Genomic DNA, 21,825 nt, shown 5'->3' on the forward strand with positions numbered 1-21,825 from the left:
TTATTATCATGGCATTAGTTGTGGTGAACGGCGTTAGTGCCTACTTAGGCCCCGATGGTCTGAGCAAATGTAAAGATTATCCGACACCTGCACCTGTTGATTGTCAGACTGTCGACGCAGTCGTGGCAATTAGCGGTGGCGACACTCGCGCTCGTACGGCGCAGGCAATTGATATGTACAAACTCGGATGGGCGCCACTGTTAGTATTTTCGGGCGCAGCCGCGGACAAGTCGGGCCCGAGCAATGCTGAGGCTATGAGAACTCAAGCGTTGGCGGCGGGTGTTCCAGCAGGTAGAATATTGCTCGACGAAACCAGTGAGACGACCAAGCAAAATGCTGACCATGCCATTAATATATTCGAGCAACATCATATCAATTCGGTGATTTTAGTGACGTCTGCGTATCACCAACGACGAGCCGGTTTGGAGTTTGGTAAGCGAGCGGGTATGGCAATTAAAATAGTAAACCACCCGGTTAAGACTGACGATCAGTGGTCACAATGGTGGTGGCTTTCGGCAACTGGTTGGTATTTGGCTGTTAGTGAAATGGTTAAAATTATTGTGTTCTTTGCTGGGGGCAGCTACTGATGACGAAAGTATTCGTCGGTATGAGCGGTGGCGTTGATAGTAGTCTTACTGCCGCACTTTTGGTCGAGCAGGGCTACGACGTAACTGGTGTTTACATGAAAAACTGGACGCAAGACCTACCGGGGCTTAGGTGTCCGTGGGCTGACGATTTGGCGGACGCTAAGCGAGTCGCGGTGCACTTAGGTATTGATTTTGAAGTGTTTGATTTTGAAAACGAATACAAACACAAGGTTGTCGACTATATGATTGAAGAATATAAAATTGGTCGTACTCCAAACCCAGATATCATGTGCAATCAAGAGGTAAAATTTCGCTTGTTTTTGGATGCAGCGCTGGAACGTGGTGCCGATATGATAGCAACTGGTCATTATGCGAGCGTTGAAGATGGTGTACTCAAGCTTGCTAAAGACAGCAATAAGGATCAGACGTATTTTCTTTATCGAGTCACAGGCGAAGCGCTAAAAAAGACATTGTTTCCTCTTGGTGAATTTACGAAACCAGAAGTTCGTAAGATGGCCGAAGAGCGCGGACTGACAACGGCTGCAAAACCCGATAGTCAGGGAATTTGTTTTGTAGGGCAAATAGGAATTCGCGATTTTTTGAGCCAATACGTAGAGCAAAAACCAGGTGCGATTGTAGATAAGCAAACCGGTGAAAAGGTTGGCGTACATGACGGCGCGATTTTTTACACGCTTGGCCAGCGCCATGGTTTAGACGTCGGCGGCGGTTTGCCGTACTATGTCGTCGGAAAAGACATGGATAAAAATGAAGTCTATGTGTCGCGTGATTTGAGCAATGAATCTTTGTGGCGTCACGACATACGACTTGATAGTGTTCATTGGATTAACAACACGCCGGCAGATGGCGAATACCAAATACGCGTGCGTCATCGTGCGCCGCTAGTCACCGCACACTTAAAGGGCGACATGCTATATATCGATGAACCGCAGCGCGCCGTAGCGACAGGTCAGTCCATTGTCATATATGACGACAGTCGCTGTCTTGGCGGCGGTATCGTCGCGTAGAGTAATTACGTCGGTATTAAAACTGACGGCACTCGTCCGCTGTGTACTTCTTTGACCATTGAACTAATGACAAAAGTCTCATCGACATAGCGCGCTAATTCACCGGTATTATCTAGCCGCTCAAGTATGGCTACGGCAAGATTTTTTTGCTTTGTCATCCTTGCGGGAAAATCTAAATACCCTACGCCACGTTGATAATCGATGATAATTTGATCGAAAAATGATAAAAAGATGTCGCTAAGTGTGTTTTTAATTAGATTTTTTGCCCGTGCCGGAGTGATGTCGCCTGGTAGATTTTCAGTGCGGCAGTCATCGTTGGCGCCAAAAGTTTCGTTACTCCATACTGAATTGACAGCTACGGAAGGAAGGCGCGATGTGAATCGTCGAGCCGATGTTTTGTGGTGAGTTCCCGGAATTTTTGCAGCAAGCCCCCGTGCTGTCATGGTGCGAGTTTCATACGTTTGCGACTCTTCCGCAAAGCCATTATTTTTTGCATAAGTGCTAAATGGTACGACGAGGCCGGCTTCATATGTAGAGTAGGGAGTCCGGTGTTTATGTATATAGTCATACCAAAAAACAACCTTTGAAATGTTTGGTCGTTCTGAGTCGTAGGCGTGACTTAGTTGGGTGCCGGCAGGTTTTAAATAATTATTTAGTCCAGCTGCGTTATTTTGTGAGCGATATGACGCATAGTATTTCTGTACATTGTGCATGAAGTTGCGCCGCATCCATTCCGTATCGATGTCGTGATTCAATCCAACGACATCGCCTGATTCCTCGAATAGCCCTTCGCAATGACTAAGTAACATGGTTGCGTCCCATAGTCTCTTGCGGATGGCGCCTATAACGGGATTTTTGTATTCATGTGTTTTAGACGCGCGTAAATCAAGGTGTGGGAATTCTCGTTTCGCACGAGCAACGGCAAGTTCGGCTTTCCGAATTTCGGCATAGCTAGCGGTCGTCGGGGCGTTTAAGTAGAGTACTACGCTAAAGGGGTCATCTGTTTCTTGTTTGGCATATTCTGCCATAGTGGGCACTATGCGTTCGCTTTCCTGATGGGCGGCGACAGGAATCAATACGCATGTTGGCGCGAGCGGCGTATCTTCGCGTTTAAATTCTGACGCAAGGTAAGATATGTTTTCTTGATGAGCTGTACCCTGGTCACCAAGATACGTCTCGATATATTTGCTAGGATCAGGACTTAGCTCTTTCTGCCAATACGAATTACTTACCAGCTGTTTAGGTGGTAAGTGTACGATAAACTCGCCAGAGTCATTTGAAATCTCTTTCTTTTCTCCCATTTTGCTCCGTTATATCATTTGCTTGCTCTTATATCAAATACACGGGTGGACGCGCATGCCGAGGATTGGTACAATAACAGGGATGAATACCGAGACAATCCGAAACGAATATTTGAAATTCTTTGAAGAGCGCGGGCACAAAGTAATTCGCCGCGCGCCGTTGGTCCTACATGATGACCCTACGACGCTCTTTACTGGTAGCGGCATGCAGCCGATTATTCCGTATTTGCTGGGCGAGCCACACCCAGACGGCGTGCGCGTTGCAGACAGCCAGACGTGCCTTCGTGCACAAGACATAGATGACATTGGCGACAACCGTCATACGACGTTTTTCGAGATGCTTGGCAACTGGAGCTTTGGCGACTACTTTAAGGAGCAGCAGGTCGAATGGATGTTCGAATTTCTAGACACTGTCGTAGAGCTCGATATGAGCAAGCTGTATGTGACGTGTTTCATCGGCGCGCCAGAGTATGGCATTGTCAAAGATACTGAGGCTGCGCAGGTTTGGAAGAAGTTGTTTGAATCAAAAGGGCTGAGTAGTGGCGAAGCTGACATCGGTAGCGAGGAGGATGGTTACCGACGCGGCATTCACGAAGGTGAACGCATATTTTACTACGACGGCAGCAAGAACTGGTGGAGCCGCAATGGCGATCCAGAGCATACGCCAGTTGGCGATCCGTGCGGTCCAGACAGCGAGATGTTCTACGATTTCGGCACTCCGCACAATCCAGAGTATGGCGAATTTTGTCACCCGAACTGTGACTGTGGCCGTTTTATGGAAATCGGCAACAACGTATTTATGGCGTATCGCAAGGTTGCCGAAGGTACGTTTGAGCCACTCGAACATCCGAACATCGACCACGGCTCAGGTCTTGAGCGAATTGCCGCCGCTAAGCTGAACGACCCAGACGTGTATAAGATCAGCCTCATGTGGCCGATCATCGAGAAGCTCGAAAAACTGAGCGGTAAAAAGTACGATAGTCATCAGGAAAGCATGCGAGTGATTGCTGATCATCTACGTGCCGCGACATTTTTGGCGGTTGACGGCTGCGTACCGAGCAACAAGCAGCAGGGCTATGTGATGCGCCGACTTGTTCGACGTGCTGTACGCTTCGCATTTGATTTGGGCGTCGAGCAAAACTTTATGCAAGAAGTCGTGCCGGTCATTGCAGACTTGTACCACAATGACTTCCCTGAAGTTGCCGAAAATCGCGAAAACGTCATCGCTGTTCTTATCAAGGAAGAGAAAGCATTTCGCCAGACACTTCGCAAAGGATTGCAGCAATTACAAAAATTCGCTGGTGACGGCCTGACGGGTGCGGAATTATTCACACTTTATGATACGTACGGTTTTCCTGTTGAACTGTCGATGGAAGAAGTCTACAAGCAAGAGATCAAAGTTTCAGACACCTGGCGCCAAGAATTCGACGCCAAGATGGAAGAACAGCGCCAGCGTTCGCAGACAGCCGCAAAAGGCGACTTCAAGGGCGGCCTGGGCGGACACACGATGCAACACAAAAAATACCACACCGCGACTCACCTGCTTCAGTCTGCACTTCGCGAAATTTTTGGCACTGAGCTTCGCCAACACGGTAGCAACATTACCGAAGAGCGTTTACGATTTGATTTTAATCTCGACCGTAAAATGACTGACGAAGAAAAAACAAGAGCCGAAGAACTAGTGAATGGTTGGATTGCCGAAGATCTGCCAGTTAGTTTCAAGCTTTATCCAACGCAAGAGGCGCTAGACATGGGAGCCATCGGTCCGTTTGGCGAGCGCTACGATGCTCAGGTGAAGGTTTATCAAATGGGAGAAGGCGACAAGGTCGCAAGTCTTGAAATTTGCGGTGGTCCGCATGTTGATCATACCGGCCAGTTGGCAGAAGGTGGCAAGAAGTTCAAGATTACCAAAGAAGAAGCGTCTTCCGCTGGTATTCGTCGTATTAAAGCCGTCCTAGTCTAATCTTCTGGTGGTTGCGTACTGTCGTCGTCAAATGCTTCAATCTGGGTTGGTTCGACTGCTTGAATTTGCTTATCAATAAAATCAAACATTGCCACAAAGTCGGATGCGTTCGGATTGAACATTTCTTGCGAATACTGTTCGTTTACACGGCTGTGCTTACAAAAAGTCATTCTATGTGAATTAATCGGTGCGATTGTCGTTTCAATGGCATCTTCAAATAAGCGAATGTCATCAGGTCCTGCGTCTATATGCTGTCGGTCGAGCCTATAAAGTTGCAGACTTGCCATAGTGTCGTTGAATGTTTCGTAGCTAAATGAACCCGCTAGACCACCTTGCTCGTCGTCGAGCAGGTATTCATAGCTACTTGTCGTATAGTCGGCAACACTCATGAAGTTATCGGCCATGGTGTCGAAATCTTCGTTGTGCCAGTCGAAACTGTCAAACAGTGACAGCTTAATGTTCGGGCCGCTGTATACCAGGCTCGCAAGGCATCGGTTGAACTGTTTAAAGTTGAAAGGGCGAATAGTATCCGTCTCTATGGGCCTTCCATTTTCGTCTTCCAGAGTGGTAGAAACGATATCTTGATGCTCTGATTGTGTCAGATTGTAATTGTAGGGTCGTTCCACGGTGATTCGAGTTATATTGTTTTGATCATCGCAAAATTCAAACTGCAAACTAAACGTCGTGCCACCACTTCCTTTTAGGAAGGAGCATTCTAAATCGACAGAGTCGAGTCGGCCGAATTGCTTAGCGGCTTTCCGGATATGGGGTGGAACAAAAATTTTGTATGGCAATTCTGCATTGCGGAAATTAAAGGTATGGAGGATGACATCGGCTTGCCTGTCTGAGTCGAGTGTTTGTTTGAACAGTTCTAATTTATCGGCAAGATCAACTTCATAGGCCGCTAGTAAGTTCTCTGGAGTAGTAGTTTCTGCTTCAGTTGGGCTTGTATTGAAATCGGGAATCTCCGAGCCGCTCATATTAGCCGCATGTTACCATGTTTTTTACATTAAAGAAACCATAGGTGTTATTAGACTAGCCACCATAAGCGCGACTAGTATATAATAGGTGCAATCATGGTTCTCAATAAATTACGTACCGTGCGACAACATATGTCTTCTGACCAAGACTATATAGTTGGTCTTGATATTGGTACCGAGTTCGTCAAGGCACTGATTGCTAAGGTCAAGGGTGAAGAACTTGAGATTGTTGGCGTTGGGCGTGCTCGTCAGAATGTTAGCGACATGCATAGTGGCGCAATCGCTGATATCGCCGGCGTTGTTCGCAATTGCGAAGACGCACTTGCACAGGCAGAAGACCAAGCTGGCATGCAGGCTAAAAAGGCGGTTATAGGTATAGCAGGCGAGTTGGTTAAAGGTTTAACTAATACAATTAAGTATCGCAGGCCACAGCCCGACAAGCCACTCGACGTCAATGAAATGCAGTTCATCATAGAAAAGGTACAAGAGCGGTCGCAGGTAAAGGCGCAGCGGCAGATTGCCCTCGAAACAGGCAATGAAGACGTCGAAGTTAAGTTGGTCAACAGTGCGCTCGTTAGTATCCATATAGATGGCTACAAGGTGTCTAATCCAATCGGATTTCAAGGCAAGGACGTTTCGGTGCAGATTTACACGGCCTTTGCGCCAATGGTGCACATTGGAGCGCTCGAACGAGTAGCGGAAGATTTGGCGTTGGAGCTGGTCGCGGTGGCAGCCGAGCCGTTTGCAGTCAGTCGTAGTGTGCTCGGTACAGATGCCAACAGTACGTTTACGGCAATTCTGGCCGACGTCGGCGGTGGTACTACAGACATAGCTGTAGTAAACGATGGCGGAGTTGAAGGCACCGAAATGTTTGGTATAGGGGGCCGCAGCTTTACGCGGACAATCATGACCGACATGGATCTTAGTTATAATGACGCCGAAAAATTAAAAATACACCTAGGCAACGAACAAGTGAAAGAAAGTGTCAAAAAGCAGGCAATGGCCGCTGTCGACAAAACGTTGGACGTTTGGCTTTCCGGCGTTGAACTAGCGCTCAGCGAATTTGACTCCGTTGATCATTTGCCGAGTCGCATTTTACTCTGCGGCGGTGGCGCTAGCCTGGAACCACTCATGGAAGCCCTGAGTAAGCGCGATTGGTACAAAGATTTACCATTTACCAAGCGACCGACAGTTCATCGCATTAAGCCGTCGGAAGTCGTAGGCATTACCGACACGACGGGTACTGTAACTGATCATACATTCATAACCGCAATGGGGCTTTTGCGGGTTGGCTATGATACAATTATGGGCAGCAGCGACGGCGATAGCCTCAAGGAAAAAGTTAATCGCATACTGAGAATTTAAATTATGCAAAAGAAGGCAGTCATATACATCGATGTCGAAGACGACATCACGGCAATTATCGGCAAAGTTAAAGATGCCAAGGAAAAAATTGTTGCTCTCGTACCGCCGAAACGGACGGGCATGCTTCAGAGTGCCGTCAACTTACGGCTGCTTGCGCGGACTGCCGACAATGCAGGTAAGCGCCTAGTACTCATAACAAGTAGCAGCGCTCTCGCTAGTTTGGCTGCAAGTGCTAAAATACCTGTCGCTAAAACCTTACAGTCTCCACCCAGGCTTGCAGATGCGCAAGACTCAAGCAGCAGCAAAAGCGATAGCGATGACGACGTAATTGACGGCGGCGATTTGCCAGTTGGTGATCATGCCGGTATCAAAGACGAAGAAGAGGAGGAAATCATCGTCCCCGAAGATCTTGAAAGTCTCGACATGAACAGTGACGTTAAGCCCAAAAAGGCTGACGTTGACGACAAGAAGAAATCACGCGTGAAGGTGCCTGATTTTGGCATGTTTCGCAAAAAAATGGCCTTTGGTGCCGTCGGTGGCGTACTGCTTATTGCGTTTTTGGTTTGGGCGAACGTAGTCGCTCCGCATGCAACGGTCATTGTCAGTGCTAAAACGTCGGCCGTCGACATCAAAACTACTCTTTCAATCGGCGATTCATTGTCTAACGATGCAACCAAGAATACGCTTTCGTCAATCACTCAGACAGACAAGCAAACGCAGAGCGTTAGTTTCGATGCGACAGGCAAGAAAGACGTTGGTACGAAAGCGAGTGGAACGGTTGTATTCGAAAACTGCCAGTCTGCAAATGATGTCACTGTCAACTCAGGTACATACCTTAGTGTTAACGGGCTAAACTACATAGCGCAATCGACAGTTGTTGTGCCTGGCGGTAAAGACACTAACTCAGATTTTAAATGTGATACGCCTGGTGAGTCAGCGCCAGTTAATGTTGTCGCAGAAGATGTTGGCGACACGTATAATACGACCGCAGGAACAACTTTTGCTGTGGCTGGTTATGACAGCACTATGTCGGCTACTTCGACAGACGGTATTGCAGGGGGCGAGAAACACCAGGCAACAGTTGTCAGTGCCAGCGATGTTCAGTCGGCACTCGAGCAGCTTAAACAGCAAAATACTGATGATGAGAAAAAGAAATTACAGGCTAAATTTAGTAACGACATCGTGTTGATTGACGATAGCCTCTCTACTGTAGATGGCACTCCTAAATTAACTCCGGGTATTGGTGAAGAAGTGAAGTCTGGCCAAGCTAAATTAACTGCCGACATTACTTATTCCTTGATGGGCGTTTCTAAGAGCTCTCTCGAAAGCTACTTGAGCACCGCCATTGGACAGCAGCTTAACGGCGACAAGTCAAAGCGCATTTATGATACCGGCGTCTCGACAGTTAAGTTCTCTAATTTCCAGGCTGCATCTGGTAAAAAGCCTGCTACTATCGACATGACTGGCACGGGTCAGGTCGGGTTAAAGATTGACGATGGCGAGATTAAAAGTCAGGTCGGAGGCAAACTTTCTGGCGAAGCTATCGATAGTCTCAAAAAAATCGACGGCGTTAACGATGTTAGTGTCAATCTGTCACCGTTCTGGGTGCAATCCATACCGAACGATCCTAATAAAATAACGATTCAATTTAGACTTATAAAGAATGGTTAGCCTCATCTCCCTGGACGTCGGTACCAAACGAATAGGGGTGGCAGTGGCAGACACTATCGTGCCTATTGCGTCACCGCTTACTACGGTCGTTGTTGATGGTACTGAACTTGAAGTTATAAAAAATATTATTAAAGAGAGAGCAGTTGAAAAAGTTGTTGTTGGCTATCCACGCAATCAATCGGGTGATCCTACTGAGCAGACTACAGTCAGCGAGGCGTTTGGCAATAAACTGCAAGACGTCGTTGAGGTTGTGTACCAGGATGAATCCGTCACCAGTGTCGCTGCCGAAAATTTACTAAAGACAAGCGGTAAACCATACGGCAAAGGCGATATAGACGCGCTGGCGGCTTCAATCATCTTGCAAGACTACTTGGAGGCTAACCATGCAGCCTAATGGCAGACGTTCAATTGATGGGTTTCAGCGACAGCGCCCAGCTCAAAACCCTGAGAGTAAAACTACGCAAAAGCGTCAACCGGAATATAGGCCTGACCATGAATTACCTGCGCCTAAGCCGACGCCAACCCTGCCTAAGTACGATACTCTTTCGCTTCCGAAACCGTCCAAATCGCATCGTATACGAAGATGGATACTTGCCGGTGTTGCAGTGCTCATTGCAGCTCTCGTCGTCATTTTCATCATGGCATTTGCGTGGTATAGGCAAGAGCTTACTCCTGTTTCGACAGACACGACAAAGCGTGTTAGAGTGACGATTCCCGTCGGTGCGAGTCCGACCGCTATAGGTCAGGAGCTTAAAAAGGACGGCATTATTAGAAATGAGATTGCGTTTTCCATTTACATTAAACTTTCGGGAACTGAAAACAAGCTAAAAGCAGGTGTATATAGCCTCCAGCCTAGCCTTTCTACGCCGGCGACAGTCGATCACTTGGTTTCTGGCAAGACCGATACATTTAACGTGACGTTTCTACCCGGTGACACATTAGCGAATAATCGAAAACTCCTACTGGGACTGGGGTATAGTACACAGCAAGTCGATTCGGCGCTGAGCAAGACGTACGATAGCCCGCTCTTTGCTACAAAGCCGGCGAACGCTGATCTAGAGGGGTATTTCTACGGTGAGACGATTCAATTTGACTACTCGGCATCAGTAGACGTTATCCTTGAGAGATTCTTTAGTGAGTTCGAAAATTATGTTTCAACCAATAAGCTTGTTCCTGCTTTCAAAAAACAAGGTCTGACGCTTTACCAGGGGATTACACTCGCATCAATCGTACAGCGAGAAGTGGCGATAAAAGACATGCCGGCCGTCGCTAGAGTGTTCCTAAATCGTTTGAAAGCCGGTATGACGCTTGGTTCGGACGTGACGTATCAATACGCCGCCAAAAAACTTGGCGTTGCGCCTAGCCCTAGCCTCGACTCCCCGTACAATACTCGCAAATACGCAGGCTTGCCACCCGGTCCGATTGCTACACCTGGCAATAGCGCCTTGCTTGCCGTGGCTCACCCAGCTAACAACGATTACTTGTTTTTCTTAAGCGGAGACGACGGCGTAACGTACTTTTCTAAAACAGAAGAAGGCCACCAGCAAAACGTGACGCAACACTGTCAAAAAAAGTGCTTAATACCTTAATTTTTCACAATTTGTGACATATTTGACATGAAATCTATACAAAATCATTTATTGACATAATTTGCAACAAAGCGTAAACTGGTTTCAGCACATTTATTCCTTCAATACCTAACGTACCAATGATACGAATGACAGCGTATCGGGTATATGCGAGAGTAATTGTAAGGTGTAAATGAGCCTACCGACAAATGTCGTACGGGTGCGTCAACAAACTTTCAAATAATATTAATTAATATGAAATTGGTCGACACGCGCCCCTTTCCCACCGTCCAATTGCGAGATGGCGAGAAGAAAGACAGAGTAAGGTAGAGCCCTTGTAGTAATACAGGCGGCAGGAGAACGATAATTCGTAATCAATCAGTTACGGATGGCGAGATATCGTCAGTCGCCCGCATGAAGAGTAAGATTCTTCCTAGTGGAAAGCGTCGAAAGACAAGCAGACCTAAATTAAGTGTATTTGCAGCCTATGGCGGCGTTTTTGTGCTTATCATTACCGTAGTCACTATTGGCTACCAGTCTCCACAGCCGTCTGCAGCTGGTGCTACCGTTGCGAACGCGGCGGTCCAGGTACAGTCACCGGTCGCTACTCCTGAATCAGGCACGCCATCGGTCGACCAGTTAGTTGCCACTAATGTCGCTGCTGGCCTTGCCGAACAGACAAATATGCCTGTTTCTGCCTATGTCGCCAACATGTCACAGTCTCTTGCTGCCAAGGATGAGCTCGCCCAGACGAGCGACAGCGCCATTGTAAAGCCACAGATAGTCCAGCCAACGGTTGGTAGCCGTGGTATAACCACTTACGTCGTCAAACAGGGCGACAGTCTATTGTCGATTGCTTCTAATTTCGGTTTAACGACTCAAACGATTCGCTGGGCTAACAACATGACAAGCGATTCCGTGGCTGTAGGCAAGAAACTCGTTATTCCACCTGTGAACGGAGTCATTTATAGCGTGCGATCTGGCGATACGATTGCAGGCGTTGCTGCGACTTATAGCGCGAACAAAAATCGAGTTGTTTCATATAATAACCTGGAGCTTGGTGGTTTGAAGCCTGGTATTAAAATCGTAATTCCAGACGGAACTCTCCCTGTTGAACTACGTCCTGGCTATGTGGCGCCTGTGAGCGCGCCAGTGCTAGCACCCTCGACCTTCTATTCGGGTGGTAACGGCTACGCGTTTGGTAACTGTACTTGGTATGCGTATGCGCGACGTACACAACTTGGACTTCCTGTCGGCAGTAACTGGGGTAATGCCAATACTTGGGATGATTACGCTAGAGCGGCAGGCTTCTTGGTCAACTCTCGGCCGACTAAGGGTGCGATTCTTGTCGATAACAGTGGCTGGTATGGTCACGTTGCCGTTGTCGAAAGTGTTGCGGCGAACGGTAACATTGTCGTCAGTGAGATGAACAACTACGCTTACGGCGGGTTCAATATCGTGGATCGCAGGACTATCACAGCCGGTCAGGCAGCAGCTTACATCTATATTCACTAGTAGTCGTTTGATCTTGTTCGGCGCAAAGACTATAAAATAATAATTTTTATGGTATAATTATGTTTATATGTTCGTAGATACAGCGACCGTTACAATTCAGGCAGGCAAAGGTGGCGACGGTGTCGTTAGTTTTCGTCATGAGATTTATGTCGACAAGGGCGGTCCGGACGGTGGTGACGGAGGTAAAGGCGGAGATGTCATATTTGAGGCAACCACTAATCTCAATACACTGTTGGATTTTCGCTATCGACCAGAACTTAAGGCTGAAAACGGGAGTAACGGCAGTAAACAAAAATGCCGAGGCAAATCAGGTGAAGATTTTATTGTCAAAGTACCAATGGGTACTCTGGTCAAACGCGACGGAAAGGTGATTGCCGATTTAACAGAAGATGGTCAACAGGTGGTCATTGCCCGCGGGGGCGACGGCGGTTTTGGTAATGCCCACTTTAAGTCCTCTGTCCGTCAGACGCCACGTCTTGCAGAAAAAGGCGAATTGGGCGATGCATTCGAAGCAGAGCTGGAGTTGAAATTGCTTGCAGACGTCGGGCTGGTGGGTCTGCCAAATGCCGGTAAATCGACATTTTTAAGTGTCGTCACTAACGCTCGTCCAGAAATTGCCAACTACGCTTTTACTACTTTGACGCCAAATTTGGGCGTTGCAACTATTGATAAATCGAATCTGTTGATAGCGGATATTCCAGGACTCATAGAGGGTGCAGCCGAAGGTAAAGGCCTGGGCGATCAGTTCCTGCGTCACGTTGAGCGAACGGCTGTACTTTTGCATTTGATCGACGCCTACGGTAACGACATCGCCAATGACTACAAGACTGTTAGAAGTGAATTAACTAAATATTCAGATGATTTGACTAATCGACCGGAAGTTGTTGCACTTACGAAAGTAGACGGTTTAGACGACGAAATGATAGATATGCAAACTGAAGCACTTAAAGAAGTCGCGCCTGAAGGCACCTCGATTATTGCCATATCTTCTACAGCTCACAAGGGACTTGAAGACTTGCTCCGGCTGTTGAGGCAAAAGGTTGAAGAAGTTCGTGCCGTAGTTGTCGAAGAAGAGCAGCCAGACGATGAACTTCCGGTGATATCTCTTAGCACGAGGGCGGCATCAGACGCTTGGACGGTGACTAAAGAAGATGACGTGTACGTTGTGCGTGGTGATAAGATTGAGAAATTCGCGCGTCGCACAAACTTCGATCAGTTCCAGGGTGTTAATCGTCTACGCGATATTATGAAAAAGATGGGTATTAATCACGAACTAATCCGACAAGGTGCTGTTGGCGACAGCGTTATTCGCATAGGGGTGGACGAGCTAACGCTTCTTGAACAAGAAGTTGACAATAGTCTATAAGAGTGTTAGTATAATAAAACTGATATGTGGGGTATTTAAACCGGTACCATATTCAGTGGCTGTTGGTTCGTTGCATGAAATGTGACGGATGAAAATCGTTGACTAACAGCCTATAAACTTCCCGGAGGTTGTCGACCGCTGAGCTAATCGCGAGAATCGACGATCATGAGGGAGAACCCCCGCAGGGTTACGAGAAAACAGTTGCTACGAGGGTAGACGAGTAGGTAAGGAAACTTACCGATAAGGAATACTCGTCTGCTCACACTGCTTTCCGTACCCTGCGGGGCAAACTACTTCTCAAGCTCAATGCTTGAAATGGGCGACCAAATGGTCGCCCTTATTTTATAGCAAAATATATTGACAAAGTAATACTATAGTGATATAGTAATAATGAAAATCAGTTGAGATATGTAATAGATCCTGATTGGAACATTGAAAAACTGAACATGTTTTACTCGTATCGAGGATCGCTTTTTGTGCATAGTTCGTGCACAGTAAGCGACCCTCGAAAGTGAGTGGGTTGCATGAAGATGGAAAACCCTCGAAAGGAGCAGGATGCTTCGATTGATCGTTTACGATAGTAGTTGCTCTACGTAGCAACCTGACTGGTTGATCGGAACTTCCTCGTAGTGAAGTTTCGTCGTAATAATAGGGTTTTGGCGGTTGGAAAGCATTTCCGCGCCATTGGTGTAGACCCCCTGGCTGACTTCTGAGCCTCTAGAACCGGTACTAAGATTTCCGGGGATACGTTCGAAGCAGTATTGCAAAATGCAACCATTCACGGAGTACAACTTCATACAGTACAACTTAATATAGTTGGGGGCTGCGGTACGGTATTGCCTTGCCGCCCCCCATAAACTTCTGCCTCGGCCAGCCTAGGGCTCGCCTTGAGGACGCAGCAAGAGGATGTGCTATGCCAGTTGAAGGAGCGCCCATTTCGTATGGTGTAGAAGTCGGATTACCGACGGAATCTCCTTTCTCGCGTAGTGCATATGTATGTTCAGCTTTTTTACCCCGCCCTCGTGGCGGGGTTTTCGCTTTCTCGAACTAATCCGTTATTATAGGAGGAATGGCGACGACTTTTTTCTTTTATGACCTAGAGACGAGCGGGCTGTCTGGCCGCGATGACCGCATTATGCAGTTCGCCGGCCAGCGGACAGACATGAATCTCAAACCGATCGGTGAGCCTGTTAACGTGCTCGTAGCGCTGAATGACGACACGCTCCCAAGTCCTGATGCCTTGATGGTTACTGGTATTACGCCGCAACAGACGGTTGCTGACGGCTACACGGAAGCGCAGTTCGCAGACATTATCCTCAAAGAGATATTTACCGAGGGAACGATTGCTGTTGGCTACAATAATATTCGTTTTGATGATGAATTTGTTCGTCATTTATTGTGGCGAAATTTTCGTGATCCGTACGAATGGAGCTGGCGAGAAGGTCGTTCTCGTTGGGATTTACTCGACGTCGTGCGTATGACGCGAGCTTTACGTCCAGACGGAATAAAATGGCCGGTTGTTGATGGCAAGCCAACGAATCGCTTAGAGCTTGTCACAAAGGAGAATGGCATCGACCACTTTAAGGCGCATGATGCCTTAAGCGATGTCGAGGCATTGATTGCCGTTACGCAGCTAATCAAGGAAAAACAGCCGCAACTATATGATTATTTACTCAAAATGCGCGACAAGAAAGAGGTAAAAAAGCTCGTCAATTTAGACGACAAGCAACCGTTTGTATATACGAGTGGCCGCTTCGACGTCGAGTTCCACAAAACGACAGTAGCATTTCCGCTTACTGCCGGAAAGAATGGAAATGTGGTCACGTATGATCTTCGTTACGATCCAGAGCCGTTTATAAATCTTGACAGCAAGGAGTTGGCAAAGAAATTGTATGCATCGTGGGAAGAACGCAAGACAGAAGGTTTCGTGCCGTTACCCGTCAAGGAGATGCAATATAATCGAGCACCGTCGGTGGCGCCTCTTGGGGTACTAGAACAGGGCGATGGTTGGGCTCGAGTTGGGTTAGACAAAGAGACTATAGAAAGACATCGTAATGCGCTATTAGCAGCACCGCATTTTGCTGAAAACATACGTACTTTGTTTGAAAATAAACCTGAATATAAAAAATCATCAGAACCTGAGGCGCAGTTATACGATGGCTTTTTAAGTGATGCAGATCGTCTTCGTACTCAGGCGGTTGCCGTGGCGGACGAAAAAACACTCGCCGATATGCATCCTGAATTTCAAGATGAACGCTTGGTTCCACTCTTGTTGCATTACAAGGCACGAAGCTTTCCTCGTAGTTTGAGTGTGGATGAATCTGTAGCTTGGGAGCAATGGAGGGTGCAGCGCATACAATCGCAGCTGCCTTCATTTGTTAAATCTATAGAGCGACTAAGCAAGCAGGGACTAACAAATCAACAGCAGTTCGTGTTGCAGGAAATACAGCTATGGCTAGCAAATGTCGCTCCGAGTGATTCAGGAGACGAAACAGAATCTAACTAGGTTCGATTGGTGGTTCGTTTCACCAGCCAGTCACGTTTGGTAATAAGACCGATGATGTAGTCGCGCCTTTGGCGGATAATCGTAATTCTGCGTGCGAGCAACTCGAATAGTACGGCGGATGTTGCTACCGACATGATGGCAATCATCATGCTAGGTGACAGCGCCGTGCGTGTCAGGGGGATTTCTCCTGCTAGCAAAAAATTCAGTAGCATGTCTTGCACGCGCAACGTATCTAGTACGAGCCAGACAAAGACTAGAAGAGCGGTTGTGTTGATTATCCTGTGCATTGCTACCTCACCTCATACAAGTAATTTATTATTAATTTAGCATATATGTCAAATATATGCAATTATAAGCATGATGAGGTTGCGTAAATACTAAAATTATGAAATAATAACTTCACGTCTATACAACGAGTGGAAGGTGACCGCAGTGGTCTCGAAACAAGAACAGCATCAGTCTGTTTCTCCGAAAGGACGTATGCCAACCTGGACAGGGCTGTTGATAGTCGGCTTAATAATCGCTGCTGTAGTCATAGGAAGTTACTGTGTCAGCAAATACGGTAGTCCAGCGACGACACCCGACACATCGTGCGATTCATTCGGTATGTGCAGCGGATATCTTTGGTCTCAATCCGTAGGATAGATCGTTCCGTACTGGGCTAGGCGCAAGCGCCATCTAACCTTTGTGGTAGATGGCGCTTTTTCATATGTGCACTTGATATGCTTTTTAAACGAGAGTATTTGTTTATAGAATTGGCCTGCTGTCAGGGGAGTCGCCTGTGTCGTTCTGAGTTGGCGCCTGAGTTGGTGTTGGAGTCGGAACGGGGGTTGGGTTAGCAATAGGTTCAGTAGGTTCAGTAGGTTCAGTAGGTTCGACGGTAGGTGGGGTTGTAGGCTGAGTGCAAGGTACTTTCTTTTCAACGGTGGTGGTAGTGCTACAGTTTGAGAGGACGCCACAGACGTTAATAACGCTCGTAACTGTACTATTGCTACAGTTTGACAGAGTGCCGCAGAGGCTTATGAAACCACTGTTGGTGCTACCGCTACAGTTTGATCCTACGCCACAGACTACGAATGCGCCATTGTTGGTGCTACCGCTACAGTTTGATCCTACGCCACATTTTACAATGCCTGCGTCATTAGTGCTGTTGTTGCAGTTTGATCCTACGCCACAACTAACGACTGCGGCTTTGTTCGTGCTACCGCTACAGTTTGATCCGACTCCGCAGCTGACGACGCCTCCCTTGTTGGTGCTGTTGCTACAGTTTGAGCCTACGCCGCAAGTCACGACACCACCTTTATTAGTGCTACCGCTACAATTGGCTGCTACTCCACAGTCGACGAAAAGGCCGGCATTTGTGCTGTTGCTACAGTTGGCGCCAAGTGTACAGGTGTTCACAACACCGGTATTTGTACTGTTGCTGCAATTACCAGCTACACAGCCGTTTAGGATGGCGGTATTTGTACTGCCGCTGCTATTACCGCCTACATTGCTGTTTACTGCACCTACATTCTTGCTGCCGCTACTGTTGTTGCCAATGTTGCTGTTTACCGCTCCTACGTTTGTACTGCCGCTGCTATTACCGCCAATGTTGCTGTTTACCGCTCCTACGTTTGTACTGCCGCTAGTATTGGATCCGGCGTTACCGTTTACTACGCCAACATTCGTACTACCGCTACAGTTGGAGCCCAGACAGACGTTTGCTAGAGCGACATTTGTCTGATCGCTACAGTTTGCACCGTTTGCGCAAATGTTTAGCCATCCAACGTTAGTTTGGTTGCTACAATCTTGTCCGGCTAGGCAGGTGTTGACGCCCACCACGCCCAGAGCTCCCTGGGCTACCTGAGTAACTCCAGCTGCTGCAGTGGTTAAGCCGCTTTGTACGGCGGCAGAATTACCTGTTACCGCACCGACTACAGCTGTGCCTAATCCGGAGATACTATTAGCAATACCTTTACCAATCTTTAAAAGGTTAGAGAAGAAGCCGACGAGTTTTACGTCAGATGATCCTGACGCAAGCGCAACATTGATGTCTGGTGCTCCTGAGGCGACAGCTACGCTCACATTGGCAGAAGCTGAAGTGGCTGAAACTGTGTCGCCACTTGCTGTTGAAGCGACTGTCGAAGATTTGCTGAGTGCGTTCTTAAGTATGGCTATCTGAGATTTCGACATTGCCGATATAGCAGCTAGGTTTTGCTTAAGATGATCTAAGTCGTACTGGATGCTTTTTAACGAAACGAAGCCAGCGGAACCGAGGTTGATGTGTGTGGCGCCGTTTGATTTGGCGGCTTTCATTGTTTGCTGAAGTGTGTCAATCGTGCTCGCGAGTTTTTTGCTGAATTTAACCTGATGTTGTTGATCAGCAAGTAGCTGAGCTAATTCATTGGCAGGTTTGTATTGTTTAAATTCGAGGTCAATATAATATACGACGGCGTTTATTTGCGCAGGGTCTGAACCGGCGTCATCGAGTGCGTTCTTGAGGGCGGTAAGTGACTGTTTTGTTTGGCTCAGAGCTGAATCTATCTTGTTTTTGACAGTTGTAGCGTCTGACGAGACATTCTTAATGATCTTTTGATCAGCCTCAATAAAAGCAAGCCTTCGGTTGATTTCGGCGGTTGCCTTGGCTTTCAAAGAGGTGGGGCTAGCTGATTTATCAGATGCTAACACCACTTGTTGCTCATCGACAGCTTGAAAGGAGCTTCGATGTAATTGGAAGTTTACGATATTGGCATCGTTTGCGTCCTTTAAGCTTTGTTTAATGGCTACCGGAGAGACCATTTTGAGTTTTGCAACGCCAGGTTTGGGTACCAGGTATGTCCATGAAACATAGGCTACACCCACCACTAACAGTAATCCGACAATGATACTGACAAGTACTAATGGGCTTTTGAGTTTGGCTGGAAGCATCTTATATTACCTTTTATTAATTTGTATACATTATGTTGTTAAGCTATTAATTCATCTCGTGCCGTACGCTAAAGGAAGAAGAAGCAGTGGTAAAGCTTGCAAGCAACGGCAACGTATTACGGCTGTCAGGAACGTAGGCTACTGAAGTGTCCACTAGGCACTGATTGACGACGACAGTTTTGATTGTAGTACTACAATTGGACAACAGGCCGCAGCTATATATAGGGTTATTAGTCGTAGTGTTACTACAGTTTGATCCCAGTCCGCAGAGGCTTAAGAAGCTATTGGTAGTCTCACCGGTGCAGTTCGAGGCAACACCGCAAATCGAGAGTGCGCCATTGTTCGTCTTGCCGGAGCAGTTAGAGGCAAGACCGCAAACCATAACACCCTCGTTATTTGTAGAATTTGAGCAGTCTGATAGTGTGCCACAGAGACTCGCAACACCACTATTGATAGCATTTGAGCAGTTAGACAACGTACCACACCTTTGAACTAGGCCGTTATTGATAGCATTTGAGCAGTTAGACAACGTACCACACTTTTGGTAGACGCCGTTGTTCGAAATATTGTAGCAGTCGGACAGTACGCCACACTTTAGTATGAAGCCGTTGTTTGTGCTGTCGGTGCAGTTTGAACCTATGCCACATTTTTGCACGATACCGTTGTTGACTGCATTCGTACAGTTAGACAGTAGTCCACATACCTGTACTTTGCCATTATTAATCGCGTCAGTGCAGTTAGACAGCGTACCGCATCTCTGGTAAACCCCGTTGTTTGTGATGTTAGAGCAGTCAGACAGGGTGCCACACCTCATCACAACGCCGCTATTCATGGCATTCGTACAGTTAGACAACGTGCCGCATGTCTGTACAACACCGCTATTAATTGCATTTGAGCAGTTCGATAGCGTGCCACATGCTTGGTAGACGCCGTTGTTCGTAATGTTCGTACAGTTAGACAGCGTTCCGCACCTTAGTATGAAGCCGTTATTTGAACCGTCCGTGCAGTTAGAGCCGACACCACATTTCTGTATGAGGCCATTGTTGACTGCATTCGTACAATTAGACAACGTACCGCATACCTGCACGACACCGTTGTTAATCGCATTGGCACAGTTAGACAGCGTACCGCATCTCTGGTAAACCCCGTTGTTTGTGATGTTAGAGCAGTCAGATAATGTTCCGCATCTTAATAACACACCGTTATTCGTATCGTCAGTACAGCTTGATCCGATGCCGCATGTCTGTACGCCACCATTGTTTGTATTTCCGCTACAAATCGATGCCACGCCGCAGTTTACAAATACACCATTGTTAGTATTATTAGCGCATTCAGACAAAAGACCGCACGATAATGTACCGCCGTTGTTAATGGCATTAGAACACTTAGATAATGCGCCGCATACTTGTATGAGGCCTTTGTTGATATCGTCAGAACATTTAGACAATGTGCCGCATGATTGGTAGACACCGTTGTTCGTAATATTAGAGCAGCTAGACAATGATCCGCATTTCAATATAAATCCATTATTTGTATTGTCCTTGCAGGTTGACAGTGTTCCGCACTTCAGTATGACACCATAATTTATAGCATCGGTACAATGAGATGCTGATCCGCATAATTCTACTATGCCTTTGTTGACAGCATTAGAGCAGTTAGACAACGTGCCGCACTTTTGGTAAGCGCCGTTATTTGTGATATTCGAGCAGTTAGACAAACTGCCGCATCTTAGAACAAATCCGTCGTTCGTGTTATTTTTACAGTTCGATCCTAGGCCGCACGTCTCTGAGACGCCGCTATTTGAGTTGTCTGTACAATTAGCTCCTATGCCACAAGCTGTTATATAGCCATAATTTGTATTACCGTTGCAGTTTGATCCCAGTCCGCAGATGCTGACCCCGTATCTGTTTCCTGTCACCAGGTTGCTCAATTGACTAAGGCCAAGTCCTGTATTTGTGAGAGTGTTTTGAGCAACGGATAGTTGATTGAAAACAAGTGCCGCCTGGTCGGTTGATGGGTTGGTCAGCTCGTCCCTAATCAATATAGATAATGAAGACGATATGCTTTGTTCAACGGTTGTGCTTGTTTCGAGTCCTTGCCTCAGCGCGTTTAATTGAGTCTGAATGGTCTGAAGTGGGACAAAGCCTGCGACACCTCCGTTGACGTGAGTCGCTCCATTCGCCTTTGCTGCGTCAATGGATTTTTGAACTGAAGCTGCAGAATCCTTTAGCTTAGTAATAAGCTGATTCTGTAAGTGCAAATCATTAAGTAACGTAGACGACTGATTGACTGCTGCGTATTTATTAAAATTAGAATCAACCTTTGAAGCTATGTCCTTGAGTACTTTTGTATTACTGGCATCAGTGTTGTCTACTTTGCTTAGCAGATCGGTCAGATCTTTTTTGACTGAATTTAGGTCAGACTTTAGTTTCTCTAGAGTGGCATTTGGAACGTCGTGTTCGGAATCAACGAGTTTTAAATCGGCGTTAATGGTGTTTAGCCGACGTCCTATTTCCGTAGTGATTGAAACTGACAAATTTACGTCAACGGCTGTCGACGGAGCGACGGCCAGAGCGGGTACTACGCTTTGACCTGCTATGACGACTGCAGAAAACAAGGCGAATGCCGATTGAATAAACTTGCGATTAATGTGAAGGATTGATTGTTGCATAGTCATTACCTTATTTATCATTTCATTCAGCTAACTTAACTTGTTTTTCGTCAATTGCATCCGTGGCTTTGATGTGAGCATCAGATTCTTTTTTTGCCGTGTCGTTTGCATTAACTAGGCTTTTTTGGATGACTTTGGGAGCTACCAGTTTGGTACTCGTTGGTTTATTGGCATTCAAATAGGTTAAAGTGACGAACGTGACCCCCGCTATTAAGAGTAGTCCTATGACGATACCGCCTGATACATATGGGTTTTTGAGTTTGGCTAGAAACTGCCTCATATCCAACTTTCTTTACTGTTATTCTACCCTTACACGCTTTTGCTTATACTAGGTAAATTATACATGCCCAAATATCCGTGTCAACGATTCTAGTGCTCTTTAATAATCTTTTGGGTG

General features: G+C 46.9%; 17 protein-coding genes. 11 read left to right on the plus strand and 6 right to left on the minus strand.

Annotated elements, in window-relative coordinates:
• Window positions 1–8: 8 nt before the first annotated feature.
• The gene (locus H6797_01585; protein USN97096.1) at window positions 9–587 is read left to right on the plus strand and encodes a YdcF family protein; all 579 of its coding nucleotides are present in this window, start codon (window positions 9–11) and stop codon (window positions 585–587) included.
• A complete protein-coding gene (gene mnmA, locus H6797_01590; GenBank protein USN96871.1) occupies window positions 587–1,612 on the plus strand; it encodes a tRNA 2-thiouridine(34) synthase MnmA in 1,026 nt (341 codons plus the stop codon). The genes H6797_01585 and mnmA overlap by 1 nt, the downstream gene beginning before the upstream one ends.
• Before the next feature lie 5 nt (window positions 1,613–1,617).
• Here the strand turns inward: mnmA and H6797_01595 are convergent, their stop codons facing one another.
• The gene (locus tag H6797_01595) at window positions 1,618–2,913 is read right to left on the minus strand and encodes a hypothetical protein (protein USN96872.1); all 1,296 of its coding nucleotides are present in this window, start codon (window positions 2,911–2,913) and stop codon (window positions 1,618–1,620) included.
• A gap of 82 nt (window positions 2,914–2,995) precedes the next feature.
• On the opposite strand from H6797_01595, the gene H6797_01600 reads away from it, so the two are divergent.
• Entirely contained in the window at window positions 2,996–4,876 is a 1,881-nt protein-coding gene (locus H6797_01600) for an alanine--tRNA ligase (GenBank protein USN96873.1), read from the plus strand.
• On the opposite strand, the gene H6797_01605 is transcribed toward H6797_01600, so the two are convergent.
• A complete protein-coding gene (locus tag H6797_01605) occupies window positions 4,873–5,856 on the minus strand; it encodes a hypothetical protein (protein USN96874.1) in 984 nt (327 codons plus the stop codon). The two genes, H6797_01600 and H6797_01605, sit on opposite strands and share 4 nt — an antisense overlap.
• Before the next feature lie 96 nt (window positions 5,857–5,952).
• Between H6797_01605 and H6797_01610 the strand changes: the two genes are divergently transcribed.
• The 7 genes from H6797_01610 (at window position 5,953) to sbcB (ending at window position 15,847) form a co-directional block, all read left to right on the plus strand.
• On the plus strand, window positions 5,953–7,221 hold the full coding sequence (locus H6797_01610; protein USN96875.1) for a rod shape-determining protein: 1,269 nt from the start codon (window positions 5,953–5,955) through the stop codon (window positions 7,219–7,221).
• Window positions 7,222–7,224: 3 nt separating this feature from the next.
• Entirely contained in the window at window positions 7,225–8,892 is a 1,668-nt protein-coding gene (locus tag H6797_01615; GenBank protein ID USN96876.1) for a hypothetical protein, read from the plus strand.
• Window positions 8,885–9,286, plus strand: coding sequence for a Holliday junction resolvase RuvX (gene ruvX, locus H6797_01620; GenBank protein USN96877.1), 402 nt, complete (start codon window positions 8,885–8,887; stop codon window positions 9,284–9,286). The genes H6797_01615 and ruvX overlap by 8 nt, the downstream gene beginning before the upstream one ends.
• Window positions 9,276–10,481: an endolytic transglycosylase MltG gene (gene mltG, locus H6797_01625; GenBank protein ID USN96878.1), complete on the plus strand. Its 1,206-nt coding sequence runs from the start codon at window positions 9,276–9,278 to the stop codon at window positions 10,479–10,481. The genes ruvX and mltG overlap by 11 nt, the downstream gene beginning before the upstream one ends.
• Window positions 10,482–10,874: 393 nt before the next feature.
• Window positions 10,875–11,975, plus strand: a complete 1,101-nt coding sequence (locus tag H6797_01630; GenBank protein USN96879.1) for a LysM peptidoglycan-binding domain-containing protein — start codon at window positions 10,875–10,877, stop codon at window positions 11,973–11,975.
• Between the two features lie 67 nt (window positions 11,976–12,042).
• Window positions 12,043–13,341, plus strand: coding sequence for a GTPase ObgE (gene obgE / locus H6797_01635; protein USN96880.1), 1,299 nt, complete (start codon window positions 12,043–12,045; stop codon window positions 13,339–13,341).
• Between the two features lie 1,069 nt (window positions 13,342–14,410).
• On the plus strand, window positions 14,411–15,847 hold the full coding sequence (sbcB, locus tag H6797_01640; protein USN96881.1) for an exodeoxyribonuclease I: 1,437 nt from the start codon (window positions 14,411–14,413) through the stop codon (window positions 15,845–15,847).
• Here the strand turns inward: sbcB and H6797_01645 are convergent.
• Entirely contained in the window at window positions 15,844–16,134 is a 291-nt protein-coding gene (locus H6797_01645; GenBank protein USN96882.1) for a hypothetical protein, read from the minus strand. The two genes, sbcB and H6797_01645, sit on opposite strands and share 4 nt — an antisense overlap.
• Window positions 16,135–16,279: 145 nt before the next feature.
• Here H6797_01645 and H6797_01650 point away from each other — a divergent pair, with 145 nt between their 5' ends.
• Window positions 16,280–16,492, plus strand: a complete 213-nt coding sequence (locus H6797_01650) for a hypothetical protein (protein ID USN96883.1) — start codon at window positions 16,280–16,282, stop codon at window positions 16,490–16,492.
• Window positions 16,493–16,594: 102 nt separating this feature from the next.
• Here H6797_01650 and H6797_01655 read toward each other — a convergent pair whose 3' ends face one another.
• The 3 genes from H6797_01655 to H6797_01665 are packed head-to-tail and all read right to left on the minus strand — an operon-like array spanning window position 16,595 to window position 21,708.
• Entirely contained in the window at window positions 16,595–18,757 is a 2,163-nt protein-coding gene (locus H6797_01655) for a hypothetical protein (protein USN96884.1), read from the minus strand.
• 46 nt (window positions 18,758–18,803) lie between these two features.
• Window positions 18,804–21,428 carry a hypothetical protein gene (locus H6797_01660; protein ID USN96885.1) on the minus strand — a complete coding sequence of 875 codons (2,625 nt, stop codon included), beginning with the start codon at window positions 21,426–21,428 and terminating at the stop codon, window positions 18,804–18,806.
• Window positions 21,429–21,450: 22 nt separating this feature from the next.
• Window positions 21,451–21,708 (minus strand): hypothetical protein, encoded by a 258-nt coding sequence (locus H6797_01665; protein ID USN96886.1) that lies wholly within the window; start codon window positions 21,706–21,708, stop codon window positions 21,451–21,453.
• Window positions 21,709–21,825: the final 117 nt, after the last annotated feature.

Source organism: Candidatus Nomurabacteria bacterium (assembly GCA_023898645.1).
Taxonomy (GTDB): Bacteria; Patescibacteriota; Saccharimonadia; order Saccharimonadales; family Saccharimonadaceae; genus UBA2112.